This window comes from Burkholderia sola (assembly GCF_905400185.1).
GTDB lineage: Bacteria > Pseudomonadota > Gammaproteobacteria > Burkholderiales > Burkholderiaceae > Burkholderia > Burkholderia sola.
This window is the reverse complement of record NZ_FR989675.1, coordinates 2,126,491-2,141,536: the sequence shown is the minus strand read 5'-3', so window position 1 is coordinate 2,141,536 and position 15,046 is coordinate 2,126,491. Positions and strand designations below refer to the sequence as shown.

General features: G+C 68.5%; 11 protein-coding genes. 5 read left to right on the top strand and 6 right to left on the bottom strand.

What is annotated here, in order from left to right; translation table 11 throughout:
* Positions 1-6: 6 nt before the first annotated feature.
* Entirely contained in the window at positions 7-1,308 is a 1,302-nt protein-coding gene (locus KR541_RS09785; protein WP_213345428.1) for an FAD-dependent oxidoreductase, read from the bottom strand.
* A gap of 329 nt (positions 1,309-1,637) precedes the next feature.
* On the opposite strand from KR541_RS09785, the gene purL reads away from it, so the two are divergent.
* Positions 1,638-5,702 carry a phosphoribosylformylglycinamidine synthase gene (gene purL / locus KR541_RS09780; protein ID WP_050013275.1) on the top strand — a complete coding sequence of 1,355 codons (4,065 nt, stop codon included), beginning with the start codon at positions 1,638-1,640 and terminating at the stop codon, positions 5,700-5,702.
* 5 nt (positions 5,703-5,707) lie between these two features.
* Positions 5,708-6,256 carry a GNAT family N-acetyltransferase gene (locus tag KR541_RS09775; protein ID WP_216089523.1) on the top strand — a complete coding sequence of 183 codons (549 nt, stop codon included), beginning with the start codon at positions 5,708-5,710 and terminating at the stop codon, positions 6,254-6,256.
* Between the two features lie 168 nt (positions 6,257-6,424).
* Here the strand turns inward: KR541_RS09775 and KR541_RS09770 are convergent, their stop codons facing one another.
* The 5 genes from KR541_RS09770 to KR541_RS09750 form a co-directional block, all read right to left on the bottom strand.
* Entirely contained in the window at positions 6,425-7,207 is a 783-nt protein-coding gene (locus tag KR541_RS09770; protein WP_050013274.1) for a peptidylprolyl isomerase, read from the bottom strand.
* Positions 7,208-7,225: 18 nt separating this feature from the next.
* Entirely contained in the window at positions 7,226-7,534 is a 309-nt protein-coding gene (locus KR541_RS09765) for a BolA family protein (RefSeq protein ID WP_050013273.1), read from the bottom strand.
* 1 nt (position 7,535) lies between these two features.
* A complete protein-coding gene (locus KR541_RS09760; RefSeq protein WP_050013272.1) occupies positions 7,536-8,066 on the bottom strand; it encodes a septation protein A in 531 nt (176 codons plus the stop codon).
* Positions 8,067-8,195: 129 nt separating this feature from the next.
* Positions 8,196-8,627, bottom strand: a complete 432-nt coding sequence (gene msrB / locus KR541_RS09755) for a peptide-methionine (R)-S-oxide reductase MsrB (protein ID WP_050013271.1) — start codon at positions 8,625-8,627, stop codon at positions 8,196-8,198.
* 44 nt (positions 8,628-8,671) lie between these two features.
* A complete protein-coding gene (locus tag KR541_RS09750; RefSeq protein ID WP_050013270.1) occupies positions 8,672-10,240 on the bottom strand; it encodes a protein adenylyltransferase SelO in 1,569 nt (522 codons plus the stop codon).
* 177 nt (positions 10,241-10,417) lie between these two features.
* Here KR541_RS09750 and KR541_RS09745 point away from each other — a divergent pair, with 177 nt between their 5' ends.
* The 3 genes from KR541_RS09745 (at position 10,418) to pncA (ending at position 15,024) form a co-directional block, all read left to right on the top strand.
* Complete coding sequence (locus KR541_RS09745) at positions 10,418-12,061, top strand: 3-(methylthio)propionyl-CoA ligase (RefSeq protein ID WP_050013269.1); 1,644 nt, start codon at positions 10,418-10,420, stop codon at positions 12,059-12,061.
* Positions 12,062-12,262: 201 nt separating this feature from the next.
* On the top strand, positions 12,263-14,347 hold the full coding sequence (locus KR541_RS09740) for a 3-hydroxyacyl-CoA dehydrogenase NAD-binding domain-containing protein (RefSeq protein WP_089488660.1): 2,085 nt from the start codon (positions 12,263-12,265) through the stop codon (positions 14,345-14,347).
* 44 nt (positions 14,348-14,391) lie between these two features.
* Positions 14,392-15,024: a bifunctional nicotinamidase/pyrazinamidase gene (gene pncA, locus KR541_RS09735; RefSeq protein ID WP_050013267.1), complete on the top strand. Its 633-nt coding sequence runs from the start codon at positions 14,392-14,394 to the stop codon at positions 15,022-15,024.
* Positions 15,025-15,046 lie beyond the last annotated feature (22 nt).

Genomic DNA, 15,046 nt, shown 5'->3' with positions numbered 1-15,046 from the left:
CGGCGGTCAGGTCGTGAAGCGGCCGGCGTTCAGCGCGGCGAGCGTGTCGGCGGGCCAGTGCTGGACGTTGCCGCCCAGATAGTCGGTCACCACTTTAGCAGACCCGCACGCGAGGCCCCAGCCGGCCGGGCCATGGCCGAAATTGACGAACACGCGCGGATGCGGGGTCGGACCCACGACGGGCAGGCCGTCCGGCGACAGCAGTTGCATGCCTTGCCACGACAGCGCGGCCGAGATCTTCGCGGCGCCGGGCACCCAGTCGTGGACGGCCTGGCCGAGCAGCGCGAGCGCGGCCTCCGACAGCGGCTCGGCGAGCGGCTTCGCGGTATCCGCCAGGCTCTGCAGCACGGCGGCCCCGCCGATGCGCAGCCGCTGGTGGGTGCGCGTGATCGAGATCCGCTTGATCGAATCGACGACGCTCAGGTGCGGCGCATGTTCTTCGTACGCGACCGGCGCGGTGAGCGTATGCACGCGCACCGGGTGCAGCGGCAGGCGCCAGCCGAGCCGTTCGAGCAGCGCAAGGCTGCCGGCGCCGGCGGCGACCACGATCGCGTCGGCCGACATCACGTCGACCTCGCGCGCGTGCGCCGCGCTCCGGTTGCCCGGCGGGGCGAGCTCGACCGCGACGCGGCCGTTGTCGACGCGGATCGCGGCGACGTCCGCGCCGAAGCGGAACTGCACGCCGTGCTCGTCGAGCGTCTGCTTGACCAGTTTCGCGAACAGCGGGCAGTTGCCGGTGCGCTCGGTTTCGAGCAGCACGCCGCCGGCAAAGCCGGGCTCGGCCGGTACCGACGGTTCGAGCGCCACGCATTCGTCGGCGGTGAGCGTGCGGTAAGGCTGGTCGAGTGTGCGCAGCAGGTCGAGCGCGGGCTGCAGCGCGTCCCAGTCGCGCGGATCGCGCACGACGTGCAGGATGCCGGGCTTCTGCTCGAATTCGAGCTCGAGGCGGGCTTCGATATCGGCGAGCGCGTCGCGCGACACGTCGATCAGCGGGCGCAGCCGCGCGTACTGCGCGGCGAATGCATCGGGCTCGCGCAGCGTGCCGAGCTGCTTGACGAAGCGGCGCACGCCGCCGTTGAAGCCCGGCTTGTAGACGATGCCGCTGTCGCGCGCCTGGCGCTGGTGCATGAAAGTCGGGCCGAACCAGACGTCGAGCGGGCTCGGCAGCAGCGCGCCGCCGTCGCCGTAGGTCGCGCCTTGCGCGACGGTCGCGTGGCGTTCGACCACGCATACGCGATGGCCGGCCGCGCGCAGCTGGTAGGCGGTGGCGACGCCGCTGATTCCGCCGCCGATGACGATGACATCCATTGAGATTGCTTCGATGACGGGCGGCACGCACGCCGCCCGGTGAGAATTCGCTGAGGGCCCGGGCCCGGTGAACCCGGAATGATAGCGCCAAAAGTGCGCGAGCCGGCGGCGGGCGAGCATGGCCGTGCGGCCATGCGGCGGCGGCCGGCGCCCGGGCCGATAGAGGCCGATCCGGCGGACAGCCGCGCGTGCCGCCCGCACCAGCACCGTGGCGGTGCAGCCGGACTACCGATTGGCCGGTCTTGGGCGGCCGACTTCCGGGTATAATTACGGCCTTCCTTTCGCCCCACGTCGCCACCCCGCGCGACTCATCGACGTCAGTCCAGCCCATGGCTCACTTCTCGTGTTTTCCCGGCGCTTCGGCCCTCTCCGATTTCCGTCAAACCCGTCTGCTCGACACGCTCAGGCAAATCGACGCCAACATCGTCGCGGTGCGCGGCCAGTTCCTGCACTTCGTCAATGCGGCCGAGCCGCTGTCGGCCGACGACAGCGCGCGCATCGATGCGCTGATGCACTACGGCGCGCCGTTCCAGCCGGCGGGCGAGAAGGGCGCGACCGAGACCTTCATCGTGCTGCCGCGCTTCGGCACGGTTTCGCCGTGGGCGAGCAAGGCGACCGACATCGCGCAGCACTGCGGCCTCACGCAGGTGCGCCGCATCGAGCGCGGCGTCGAATTCACGGTCACGCTGAAGTCGGGCCTGCTCGGCGGCAAGAAGGCGCTGTCAGACGACGCGCGCGCGGCCGTCGCGGCCGCGCTGCATGACCGGATGACCGAAAGCGTGGTCGCGGCGCGCGACGATGCGAAACACCTGTTCGACGAACTGCCGGCCAAGCCGCTGTCGACCGTCGACGTATTGGGCGTCGGCCGCGGCGCGCTGGAGCGCGCGAACGTCGAGCTGGGCCTCGCGCTCGCCGACGACGAGATCGACTATCTGGTCGACGCGTTCCGCAAGCTCGAACGCAACCCGACCGACGTCGAACTGATGATGTTCGCGCAGGCCAACAGCGAACACTGCCGCCACAAGATCTTCAACGCGCAGTGGACGATCGACGGCGAAGCGCAGGACATGTCGCTGTTCGCGATGATCCGCAACACCGAGAAGCTGAGCCCGCAGGGCACGATCGTCGCGTATTCGGACAACTCGTCGATCATGGTCGGCGCCGAAGCCGAGCGCTGGTTCCCGCGCAAGGCCGGTGCGGCCGGCGAGCCGGGCGAGCGCTACGGCCGCCACACCGAACTCACGCACACGCTGATGAAGGTCGAGACGCACAACCATCCGACGGCGATCTCGCCGTTCCCGGGGGCGGCGACCGGCGCGGGCGGCGAGATCCGCGACGAAGGCGCGACGGGCCGCGGCGCGCGTCCGAAGGCCGGCCTCACGGGCTTCACCGTGTCGAACCTCGACCTGCCCGATGCGCGCCAGCCGTGGGAAAACGCGCGCGACGCCGCGCAGCCGGTCGCCGAGCGCAATCCGAACGAAGTGCACGGCCCGTACGGCCGTCCGGACCGCATCGCGTCGCCGCTGCAGATCATGATCGATGGCCCGCTGGGCGGCGCCGCGTTCAACAACGAATTCGGCCGCCCGAACCTCGGCGGCTACTTCCGCGTGTACGAGCAGAACGTCGGCGGCACGGTGCACGGCTATCACAAGCCGATCATGATCGCGGGCGGCCTCGGCAACATCGCGGATCAGCACACGCACAAGCACGACGTGCCGGCCGGCTCGCTGCTGATCCAGATCGGCGGCCCCGGCATGCGGATCGGCATGGGCGGCGGCGCCGCGAGCTCGATGGCGACCGGCGCGAACACCGCCGAACTCGACTTCGACTCGGTGCAGCGCGGCAACCCGGAAATCGAGCGTCGCGCGCAGGAAGTGATCAACGGCTGCTGGCAGCTCGGCGCGGAAAACCCGATCCTGAGCATCCACGACGTCGGCGCGGGCGGTCTGTCGAACGCGTTCCCCGAAATCGTCGACGGCGCGGGCAAGGGCGCGCGCTTCGAACTGCGCAAGGTCGCGCTCGAGGAATCGGGCCTGTCGCCGCGCGAAATCTGGTCGAACGAAGCGCAGGAGCGCTACGTGCTGGCGATCGCGCCGGCCGACCTGCCGCGCTTCGAGGCGATCTGCGCGCGCGAGCGCTGCCCGTTCGCGGTAGTCGGTGTCGCGACCGACGAACGCGAGCTGAAGCTCGTCGACGACGAAGCGACGGGCGCGGACGAATACCCGGTCGACATGCCGATGGAAGTGCTGCTCGGCAAGCCGCCGCGCATGCACCGCGACGTCGCGCGTGTGACGACCGAGCGTGCGCCGGTCGACGTGACGGGCATCGCGCTGTCGGCCGTCGCGCTCGACGTGCTGAAGCACCCGACGGTCGGCAGCAAGTCGTTCCTGATCACGATCGGCGACCGTTCGGTCGGCGGTACGTCGGTGCGCGACCAGATGGTCGGCCCGTGGCAGGTGCCGGTGGCCGACTGCGCGATCACCGCGCTCGACTATGCCGGTTTCAAGGGCGAGGCGATGACGATGGCCGAGCGCACGCCGCTCGCGGTGATCGACGCGCCGGCGTCGGGTCGCATGGCCGTCGGCGAAGCGATCACGAACATCGCGAGCGCGCCGATCGCGTCGCTCGACAAGCTGAAGCTGTCGGCGAACTGGATGGCCGCGTGCGGCACGGCCGGCGAGGACGCCGCGCTGTTCGACACGGTCAAGGCGATCGGCATGGAGCTGTGCCCGGCGCTCGGGATCGGCATCCCGGTCGGCAAGGACTCGCTGTCGATGAAGACGAAGTGGGATGAGCAGGGCGTCGCGAAGGAAGTCGTGTCGCCGGTGTCATTGATCATCTCGGCGTTCGCGCCGGTCGAGGACGTGCGCCGTCATCTCACGCCGCAACTGCGCCGCGTGGCCGACGCGGGCGACACGGTGCTGATCGCGATCGATCTCGGCCGCGGCAAGAACCGCATGGGCGGCAGCATCTTCGCGCAGGTCACGCAGCAGGTCGGCGACACGACGCCGGACGTCGACGACGCGGAAGACCTGAAGCGCTTCTTCAACGCGATCCAGTCGCTCAATGCGCAAGACAAGCTGCTCGCGTACCACGACCGCTCGGACGGCGGCCTGTGGGCGACGGTATGCGAAATGGCGTTCGCGGGCCATGCGGGCGTGTCGCTGAACGTCGACATGCTGACGCTCGACCCGAACCACGAATCCGACTACGGCGACGCGAAGGACTGGGCGAAGCAGACGAGCGGCCTGCGCGACGACCGCACGCTGCGCGCGCTGTTCTCCGAAGAGCTCGGCGCCGTCGTGCAGGTGCGCGCGTCCGACCGCGACGCGGTGCTCGGCGCGCTGCGCGAGTTCGGCTTGTCGACGTGCTCGCACGTGATCGGCTCGGTCAACGATCGCGACGTGATCGAGGTGTACCGCGACGCGAAGAAGATCTTCGACGCACCGCGCACCGAACTGCATCGCGCATGGAGCGAAGTGAGCTGGCGCATCGCGCGCCTGCGCGACAACCCGGCGTGCGCGGATGCCGAATACGACGCGCTGCTCGACGCGGCCGACCCGGGCATCTCGCCGGTGCTGACGTTCGACCCGGCCGACGACATCGCCGCGCCGTTCATCGCGACGGGCGCACGGCCGCGCGTCGCGATCCTGCGCGAGCAGGGCGTGAACTCGCATCTGGAAACGGCTTACGCGTTCGACCGCGCCGGCTTCGATGCACACGACGTGCACATGAGCGACCTGCTCGCGGGCCGCGCGTCGCTGGCCGATTTCGCGGGCGCGGTCGCATGCGGCGGTTTCTCGTACGGCGACGTGCTGGGCGCGGGAGAGGGCTGGGCGAAGACGATCCGCTTCAACGCGAATCTCGCCGACATGTTCTCGGCGTTCTTCGCGCGTCCCGATACGTTCGCACTCGGTATCTGCAACGGCTGCCAGATGCTGTCGAGCATCGCGTCGATGATCCCCGGGGCGGAAGCGTGGCCGAAGTTCACGCGCAACAAGTCCGAGCAGTTCGAGGCGCGCTTCTCGTTCGTCGAAGTGGAGAAGTCGCCGTCGATCTTCTTCGCGGGGATGGAAGGCTCGCGGATTCCGGTCGCGGTCGCGCACGGCGAAGGCTATGCGGACTTCTCGCAGCAGGGCGACATCGATCGCGTCGCGGTCGCGATGCGTTACGTCGACCACCGCGGCGAAGCGACCGAGCGCTATCCGTTCAACCCGAACGGGTCGCCGGCCGGCATCACGTCGGTGACGACGGCCGACGGCCGCTTCTCGGTGCTGATGCCGCACATGGAGCGCGTGCATCGCACGGTCACGATGAGCTGGCACCCGGAAGGCTGGGGTGAAGCGAGTCCGTGGCTGCGTGTGTTCCGCAACGCGCGCCGCTGGATCGGCTGATCGGGATGATGTTCGACCCCAACGCATCGGTCGAGGTCGTCACGCTGCGTGACGCGCGGGCGAGCGAGGCCGACGCGATTGGCCGCGTGATCCGCGCGGCGTTCGCGGGCGAGCCGCAAGGCGGGGCGTTCGAGCAGCGCATCGTCGGCACGCTGCGTGCGGACGGTGCGCTGAGCGTATCGCTCGTCGCGGAGTGCGACGGACGTATCGTCGGGCACGTCGCGTTCTCGCCGGTCGCGATCGGCGGCGAGCCGGCCGGCAGCCAGCAGTGGTACGGGCTCGCGCCGCTCGCGGTGCGGCCCGATTGCCAGCGGCAGAGCATCGGCGCCGGGCTCGTGCGCACGGGGCTCGACGCGTTGCGTCGGCTCGGCGCGCGCGGCTGCGTGGTGCTCGGCGAGCCCGCGTATTACACGCGTTTCGGGTTCGAACCGCACGGCGACATCGTGTTTCCGGGCGTGCCGGCCGAGTATTTTCTCGCGCTGTCGTTCGACGAATCGGCTCCGCTGCCGGCGGGCGACGTGCGTTATCACGACGTGTTCCATCCCGCCGCGTAGCGCATGCCGCGGGCGGCACCTGGCGTGGAAAAGCCGCTCTCCGGAGCGGTTTTTTATTGCACGGCGCGCCGCGCACCATCGCGTCGCGGTATATCTGTTTCGTGCGCGCCAAAAGAAAAAGCCGCTCCGAAGAGCGGCTTGTCGATGCGCGTACGACGCGCGCCGGCGTTACTGGATCTTCGCCTGCTGGCGCAGACCTTCCTCGAACGCCTGCAGCTTCTGCTGCACGAGCTGCTGCGCGATCTGCGCCTTCACCTGGTCGAACGGCGGCGGCGCGATGTCGCGGATGTCGTCGACGCGGATGATGTGCCAGCCGAACTGCGTCTTCACCGGCGCGTCGGTCATCTGGCCTTTCTGCAGCTTCTGCGCGGCCGCCGCGAATTCCGGCACGTACGCCTTCGGGTCGGACCAGTCGAGATCGCCGCCGTTCTTGCCCGAACCCGGATCCTTCGAGTATTGCTTCGCGAGATCCTCGAACTTCGCGCCACCCTTGATCTTCGCGATCAGGTCCTTCGCCTGCTGCTCGCTCTCGACGAGGATGTGGTGCAGGTGGTACTCGCGGTTGCCGCCCACGCCCTTGACGAGTTCGTCGTAGCGCGCCTTCACTTCGGCGTCGGTCGGCTGGTTCTTCTTCAGGAAGCTCTCGATCATCGAGCGCAGCACGACGGTCTGCTGCGCGACGGCGACTTGCGCCTTCACGTCCGGACGGTTCGGGATGCCTTCGCGAATCGCTTCCTGCATCAGGATTTCGCGGTTCACGAGTTCCTGGCGCACGGCCTGCTGCAGTTGCGGACCGTCGGTCTGGCCTTGCTGGACGAGCTGCGCGACCATCGCGTCGGCGCGCGATTTCGGAATCGGCGTGCCGTTGACGACGGCGATGTTCTGGGCAAATGCCGGTGCCGCTGCAAAAGCAGCCGCCGCGACCCACAGGCGGGGGGATTTCAGGATCATCGGGAATTCCTAATGAGACTAGATTGAAGATTCGTTGAATTCTTCGGGCGTGTAAGCCACGATCGCGAGCGCGTGAATGCCGCGCTGCATCGCATCAGCGAGCGCATCATACACCAGCCGGTGCCGCGCGACGCGCGGCTTGCCCGCGAACGCGGACGAGACGATCGTGACCGTGAAATGGCCGCCGGCGGCCGCGCCCGCATGGCCCGCGTGCTGCGCGCTGTCGTCGCGCACGGTGAGCGACAGCGGCGCGAGCGACGCGGTGAGGCGCGCTTCGATCAGCGCGATGCGTTCGTCGGCGGAGGCGTGGAGAAAGGCGTCGCTCATGTCACTCGTCCTTCAGGTATTTCGTGAGCCACAGGCTCTGCAGGATGATGAACACGACCATCGCGCCCGTCGTACCGAACAGCTTGAAGTTCACCCATTGCGATTCGGTGAAGTTGTGCACCACGTACAGGTTCGCGACGCCGAGCACCGCGAAGAACAGCGCCCAGGCGGCGTTCAGCTTGTCCCACACGGGGTGCGGCAGCGTGAGCTGCTTGCCCATCATCTTCTCGATCAGGTTCTTGCTGAACGCATAACGCGCGGCGAGCAACCCGATCGCAAACAGCCAGTACAGCACAGTCGGTTTCCATTGAATGAATTTCTCGTCATGCAGGACGAGGGTGGCGCCGCCGAACACGACGATCACGCCGAGGCTGACCCACAGCATCGTGTCGACCTTCCGGTGCCGGAAGGCGACCCAGGCGACCTGGGCCAGCGTCGCGACGATCGCGACGGCGGTGGCGGTAAAGATGCCCCAGACCTTGAAGGCGACAAAAAACAGGATGATCGGAAACAGATCGAACAGGAATTTCATGGCGCTCGCAGCTGCGTGACAGGCCGCATGTGCGGCCTGTCACCGTTGTAGGGACCCGCCAGGCATCGCCGTCGCGGAGCGGGGCGGCCGGCCCGCGGCTGGCCGCCCGGCAGATCCGCCCGGCGCCGCTCATTCGTTTTCGGGTCGGGACTCGAAGTTTAACGCAGCCGAATTGATGCAGTACCGCAAACCGGTCTGGTCGCGCGGGCCGTCCTCGAACACGTGGCCCAGATGCGCGCCGCAGTGGTTGCAGCGCACCTCGACGCGCACCATCCCGTGCGAGTAGTCGACCTTCTCGTCGATCACCTCGCCGTTGAGCGGCTTGAAGTAGCTGGGCCAGCCGCAGCCCGAATGGAACTTGGCGCCGGATTCGAACAGCGGCGTGCTGCAGACGACGCACTTGTAGATGCCGGCATCCTCGGTGTCGGTGTATTCGCCGGTGAACGCGCGCTCGGTCGCCGCGTGCTGCGTGACCTCGTACTGCATCGGCGTGAGCCGGCGGCGCAGCTCGGCGTCGTCCTTCTGGTACGGGAAGGTCTTGTCGTCGGAATCGTGGGACATGGGGGTTCTCCTGATCGGTCGGTCGAGATGCGCGGGTTGCGGGCTCAGGACGAGCAGCTCACTTCGAGCGTGCCGGCCCAGTCGGGCGGCAACGCCGCGTACGCTTCATGCTCCGGTTGTTCGTCGAACGGGCGACGCAGGATCCGCGCGAGCCGCTCGACTTCCGAAAAATCCTTTTCCTTCGCGCGCCGGATCGCAACTTCGGCCAGATGGTTGCGAAGCACGTATTTGGGGTTCGCGCGGTTCATTGCAACCGCGCGAGCCGCGTCGTCGCGCGTTTCCTCGGACAGCCGCGCGCGGTAGAGGTTCGCCCATGCGTCGAATGCTTCACGGTCGATGAAGAGGTCGCGCACGGGCGCGTCGCGGCTCGCGTCGTGCTTCGAGATCTGCGCGAGCCGGCGGAACGTCAGCGTGAAATCCGCGTGGCTCGCATGCATCGTCTCGAGCAGCTTGTTCGCGAGCTCGGCGTCGCCGTCGCGTTCGAGTTCGAGGCCGAGCTTCGCGCGCATCGCGCGTTCGAGCGCGGGGCCGAAGCGCTCCGGAAACTTCGCGAGCACGGCCTGGGCGTCGTCCACCGCGCGCTCGGCGCGCGCGTCGTCGTCGGCGATGCCGTGCTGCAGCCCGATCAGCGGCAGCAGCGCCTGCGCGAGGCAATAGCAGTTCCAGTGCGCGATGCGCGGCTGCATCCGGTACGCATAGCGGCCGTTGGTGTCCGAGTGGTTGCAGATGTAGTTCGCGTCGAATGCATCGACGAAGCCGAACGGACCGTAGTCGATCGTCACGCCGAGGATCGACATGTTGTCGGTGTTCATCACGCCGTGGCAGAAGCCGACCGCCTGCCATTGCGCGACGAGGTCGGCCGTGCGCAGCGTCGCGGCCTCGAGCAGCGCGAGGTACGGATCGTCCGCGTCGCGGCAGGCCGGATAGAAGCGGTCGATCACGTGATCGGCCAGCTGGCGCAGCAGGTCGGGGCGATCGTTCGAGAAGAAGTGCTCGAAGTGGCCGAAGCGCACGAAGCTTTCCGACACGCGCGTGACGACGGCCGCCGTCTCGATCTCCTCGCGCACCACCGGCTGGTCGGAGCCGATCACCGTCAGCGCGCGCGTGGTCGGGATGCCGAGGTGATGCATCGCTTCCGAGCACAGGAATTCGCGGATCGACGAGCGCAGCACCGCGCGGCCGTCGCCCATCCGCGAATACGGCGTGCGGCCGCCGCCCTTGAGCTGCAGTTCGTAGCGCCGGCCGTCGGCGCCGGGCAACTCGCCGATCGTCAGCGCGCGGCCGTCGCCGAGCTGGCCGGCCCACACGCCGAACTGATGGCCGGAATAGACCGACGCGTACGGCATCGCGTGCGGGGGCCAGTCGCGCGTCGGGTTGCCGGCGAACAGCTCGGCGAAGCCGGGCTGCGCGGCGATCGCGGGCGGTAGGTCGAGCAGCTGCGCGACTTCGTCGGAAAAGCCGACGACGTACGGCGCGGCCAGCGGCGCGGCCGGCAGCCGCGTATGAAACGCGTCGCCGAGCGTGACGAACGCGCGTTCGGCGGGCGCGCCGAGCGTCGCGGCGAGGTCGGGGAGAGTGTCAGCCGCATCGGCTGCGCTTCGGGAAAACGACATGTTGAGCGCCTCTGGGTAAGCCGATATTGTAAGGCGGCGTCGCGCCGCCCGCATGGCGGCCCGCGCATCGTGCGCCACGCCCGTCCGGGCCGCTGACGGGCGCGCATGCGGGCTGCTTCCGGATGGAAACGGCCGCCAGGCGGGTCACCGATTCGCATCCTCACGGAGAACAAGACGATGGGTAAGCCGTTGCTGGGCCAGATGATGGATGTGCCGCTGCTGGTGTCGTCGCTGATCGCGCATGCCGCGCGGCATGCGGGCGACACGGAAATCGTGTCGAAGCGCGTCGAAGGCGACCTGCATCGCTACACGTATCGCGATTGCGAACGCCGCGCGAAGCAACTGGCGCAGGCGCTCGCGCGGCTCGGCGTCGCAACCGGCGACCGCGTGGGCACGCTGGCGTGGAACGGCTACCGGCATCTGGAAGCGTATTACGGGATCGGCGGGATGGGCGCCGTGTGCCATACGATCAACCCGCGCCTGTTTCCCGAACAGATCGCGTACATCGTCAATCACGCGGAAGACCGCTACGTCTTCTTCGACATCAATTTCGCGCCGCTCGTCGATGCGATCGCGCCGCAATGCCCGCACGTGAAGGGCTGGATCGCGATGACGGACGCCGCGCACCTGCCGTCCGGCGCGACGCCGTTCCTCTGCTACGAAACGCTCGTCGAAGCCGAGGACGGCCGCTACGACTGGCCGCGCCTCGACGAGCAGCAGGCATCGGGGCTCTGCTACACGTCGGGCACGACCGGCAACCCGAAGGGCGTGCTGTATTCGCATCGCTCGACCGTGCTGCATGCATACGGCGCCGCGCTGCCCGACGCGATGAACCTGTCCGCGATGGACGCCGTGCTGCCCGTCGTGCCGATGTTCCACGTCAACGCATGGGGGCTGCCGTACGCGGTGCCGCTCACCGGCGGCAAGCTGGTGCTGCCCGGCAAGGATCTCGACGGGAAATCGCTGTACGAGCTGATGGAGGCCGAGCGCGTGACGTTTTCCGCAGGCGTGCCGACCGTGTGGCTCGGCCTGCTGAACTACATGCGCGAGGCCGGCGTGCGTTTCTCGACGCTGAACCGCACGGTGATCGGCGGCTCCGCGTGCCCGCCCGCGATGCTGCGCACGTTCGAGGACGAATACGGCGTGCGCGTGATCCATGCATGGGGAATGACCGAACTGTCGCCGCTCGGCACGCTCGCGAAGCTCAACTGGGCGCAGTCGCAGCGGCCGCTCGACGCGCAGCGCCGGCTGCTCGAGAAGCAGGGGCGCGTGATCTGCGGCGTCGACATGCGGATCGTCGGCGACGACGGCCGCGAGCTGCCGTGGGACGGCGTCGCGTTCGGCGAACTGCAGGTGCGCGGGCCGTGGGTGATCGACCACTACTTTCGCGGCGATGCGTCGCCGCTGGCGGACGGCTGGTTCCCGACCGGCGACGTCGCGACGATCGACCCCGACGGCTTCCTGCAGATTACCGACCGCAGCAAGGACGTGATCAAGTCGGGCGGCGAGTGGATCAGCTCGATCGACATCGAGAACGTCGCGATCGCGCATCCCGGGGTGGCCGAAGCCGCGTGCATCGCGTGCGCGCACCCGAAATGGACCGAGCGGCCGCTGCTCGTCGTGGTGCCGCGCGAAGGCGCGAACCTGAGCCGCGACGCGCTGCTCGCGTTCTACGAGGGCAAGGTCGCGAAATGGTGGATTCCCGACGACGTCGTGTTCGTCGAATCGCTGCCGCACACCGCGACCGGCAAGCTGCAGAAGCTGAAGCTGCGCGAGACGTTCCGCGATTACGTGTTGCCGACGGCGGTGTGCGCGCCGTAAGCCTTCGCGTCCGGGCCGCCGCCGGCCCGCGATTCGGTCCCGATGCGATCCCCCGATCCGTCCCCGGATCGGGAGCGAAATTCAAATTGAACGACCGTGCTTTTTCGTTGTATGCTGCCTGCGTTCATTCGGACATGCGGCCGTTCGACCGCGCACAATGAAGCGCAGCCAATCCGGCGCGCGATGCATGGAGGCAGGCAGATGGCAGTGGATTACTCGACTCGCGACGGCGTGGCCGTCATCACGCTCAACAATCCGCCCGTCAACGGGCTCGGCCTGTCGACCCGCCAGGGCGTCATGGACGCGCTCGATCGCGCCGCGCAGGAGCCGTCGGTCACGGCCATCGTGCTGACCGGCGCGGGTCGCGCGTTCTCGGGTGGCGCCGACATCACCGAATTCAATACGCCGAAGGCGCTGCAGGAGCCGACGCTGCACACCGTGATCCGCGCGGTGGAGGCAAGCGCGAAGCCGGTCGTCGCGGCGCTGCACAGCGTCGTGATGGGCGGCGGGCTGGAGCTTGCGCTCGGCGCGCACTACCGCATCGCCGCGCCCGGCGCGCAGGTCGCACTGCCCGAAGTGAAGCTCGGGCTGCTGCCGGGCGCGGGCGGCACGCAACGCCTGCCGCGCGCGGTCGGCCTCGAAACCGCGCTGAACATGATCGTGTCGGGCGCGCCGGTGCCGTCGGAGCAACTCGCGACGAGCGGGCTGTTCGACGAAATGGCCGACGGCGACCTGCTCGACGCGGCCGTCGCGTTCGCGCGCAAGGTCGGCGCGCAGAACGGCCCGCATCCGCGCGTCCGCGATCGCAAGATCGTCCACGAGAACGCGGCGGGCTTCATCCAGTTCGCGCGCAATTCCGCGCGGGCCGCCGCGCCGAATTTCCCCGCGCCGCACAAGTGCATCGACGCGATCGAGGCCGGCGTGCTGAACGGCTTCGACAAAGGCAGCATCGCCGAGCGCGAGGGTTTCGTCGCGCTGATGATGACGCCGGAAAGCCGCGCGCTGCGCCATGCGTTCTTCGGCGAACGGGCGGCGAGCAAGATTCCCGACGTGCCGGCCGATACGCCGCTGCGCGAGATCCGCCGGGTCGGCGTGATCGGCGCGGGCACGATGGGCGGCGGGATCGCGATGAACTTCATCAACGCGGGGCTGCCGGTCACGCTGCTCGAGACGAAGCAGGATGCGCTCGAGCGCGGCCTCGCGACGATCCGCAAGAACTACGACGCGCAGGTGAAGAAGGGCAGGCTCACGCAGGAGAAGCTCGACGCACGCATCGCGCTGATCACGCCGACGCTGTCCTACGACGACCTGAAGGACGCCGACCTGATCGTCGAAGCGGTGTTCGAGGAACTCGGCGTGAAGGAGCAGGTGTTCAAGAAGCTCGACGAAGTCGCGAAGCCGGGCGCGATCCTCGCGTCGAACACGTCGACGCTCGACGTCGACAAGATCGCGGCGTTCACGAAGCGCCCGCAGGACGTCGTCGGCATGCACTTCTTCAGCCCGGCGAACGTGATGAAGCTGCTCGAGGTCGTGCGCGGCGCGCAGACCGCGAAGGATGTGCTCGCGACCGTGATGGCGGTGGCGAAGAAGATCCGCAAGACGGCGGTCGTGTCGGGCGTGTGCGACGGCTTCATCGGCAACCGGATGATCGAGCAGTACATCCGCCAGGCGCTGTTCATGCTCGAGGAAGGCGCGCTGCCCGCGCAGGTCGATCGCGCGATCGAGAAGTTCGGCTTCGCGATGGGGCCGTTCCGGATGAGCGACCTCGCCGGCAACGACATCGGCTGGGCGATCCGCAAGCGCCGTTACGTCGAGCAGCCCGATCTGCACTATTCGAAGATCGCCGACCGCCTGTGCGAACAGGGCCGCTTCGGCCAGAAGACGGGCGCCGGCTGGTACGACTACGTGCCGGGCGACCGCAAGGCGAAGCCGTCGTCGCTCGTCGACGAGATGGTCGTCGCGTACTCGAAGGAGCGCGGCGTCGAGCGGCGCAAGATCGGCGACGACGAGATCGTCGAGCGGCTGGTGTTCGCGCTCGTCAACGAAGGCGCGAAGATCCTCGAAGAGAAGATCGCGTCGAAGGCGTCCGATATCGACATGGTCTACCTGACCGGGTATGGCTTCCCGCTGTGGCGCGGCGGCCCGATGCTGTACGCGGACATGGTCGGCCTCTACAACGTCGAGCGCGCGATTCGCCGCTATGCGGCCGCGCCGAACGGTGACGCATGGCAGCTCGCGCCGTCGATCGCGGAACGGGCGAAGGCCGGCCGCGGGTTCAACGGCTGACGCCGCCGCATCGCTGCGCGACCGATCCTGTCTGGAGACACGCAATGAAACGCACCGACGACGTCCTGCTCGTGATCGACGTGCAATACGACTTCATGCCGGGCGGCGCGCTCGCGGTGCCCGACGGCGATGCGGTCGTGCCCGTGATCAACGCGCTCGCGCAACGCTTCGACCAGGTCGTGCTCACGCAGGACTGGCACCCGCGCGAGCACGTGTCGTTCGCGGCGAACCATCCGGGCCGCGAGCCGTTCTCGACGCTCGCGCTGCCGTACGGCGAGCAGGTGCTGTGGCCCGTGCACTGCGTGCAGGACACCGACGGCGCGGCGCTGCATCGCGACCTCGACATCCCGCATGCGCGGCTCGTGATCCGCAAGGGGGGCGACGCGCAGGTCGACAGCTATTCCGCGTTCGTCGAAGCCGACCGCACGACGCGCACGGGGCTCGCGGGCTATCTGCGCGAACTCGGCGCGAAGCGCGTGTGGTGCTGCGGGCTCGCGACCGACTATTGCGTCGCGTGGTCGGCGCTCGATGCGCGCGCGGCCGGTTTCGAAGCCGCGGTGATCAACGATGCGTGCCGCGCGATCGACCTGAACGGGTCGCTCGCGCACGCATGGCAGCAGATGCAGGCAGCGGGCGTCGTGCATGCGACGTCCGCCAGCGCGCGCCCGGCGGCGTAGCGCAGACCCCAACATGAAGCAG

Coding starts and splice junctions, on each gene's coding strand:
- KR541_RS09760 (WP_050013272.1), bottom strand. CDS start 8,066: ATGAAATTCCTGTTCGATCTGTTTCCGATCATCCTGTTTTTTGTCGCC.
- KR541_RS09785 (WP_213345428.1), bottom strand. CDS start 1,308: ATGGATGTCATCGTCATCGGCGGCGGAATCAGCGGCGTCGCCACCGCC.
- KR541_RS09765 (WP_050013273.1), bottom strand. CDS start 7,534: ATGAGCGACGCCTTTCTCCACGCCTCCGCCGACGAACGCATCGCGCTG.
- KR541_RS09775 (WP_216089523.1), top strand. CDS start 5,708: ATGATGTTCGACCCCAACGCATCGGTCGAGGTCGTCACGCTGCGTGAC.
- KR541_RS09750 (WP_050013270.1), bottom strand. CDS start 10,240: ATGTCGTTTTCCCGAAGCGCAGCCGATGCGGCTGACACTCTCCCCGAC.
- purL (WP_050013275.1), top strand. CDS start 1,638: ATGGCTCACTTCTCGTGTTTTCCCGGCGCTTCGGCCCTCTCCGATTTC.
- pncA (WP_050013267.1), top strand. CDS start 14,392: ATGAAACGCACCGACGACGTCCTGCTCGTGATCGACGTGCAATACGAC.
- KR541_RS09740 (WP_089488660.1), top strand. CDS start 12,263: ATGGCAGTGGATTACTCGACTCGCGACGGCGTGGCCGTCATCACGCTC.
- KR541_RS09770 (WP_050013274.1), bottom strand. CDS start 7,207: ATGATCCTGAAATCCCCCCGCCTGTGGGTCGCGGCGGCTGCTTTTGCA.
- msrB (WP_050013271.1), bottom strand. CDS start 8,627: ATGTCCCACGATTCCGACGACAAGACCTTCCCGTACCAGAAGGACGAC.
- KR541_RS09745 (WP_050013269.1), top strand. CDS start 10,418: ATGGGTAAGCCGTTGCTGGGCCAGATGATGGATGTGCCGCTGCTGGTG.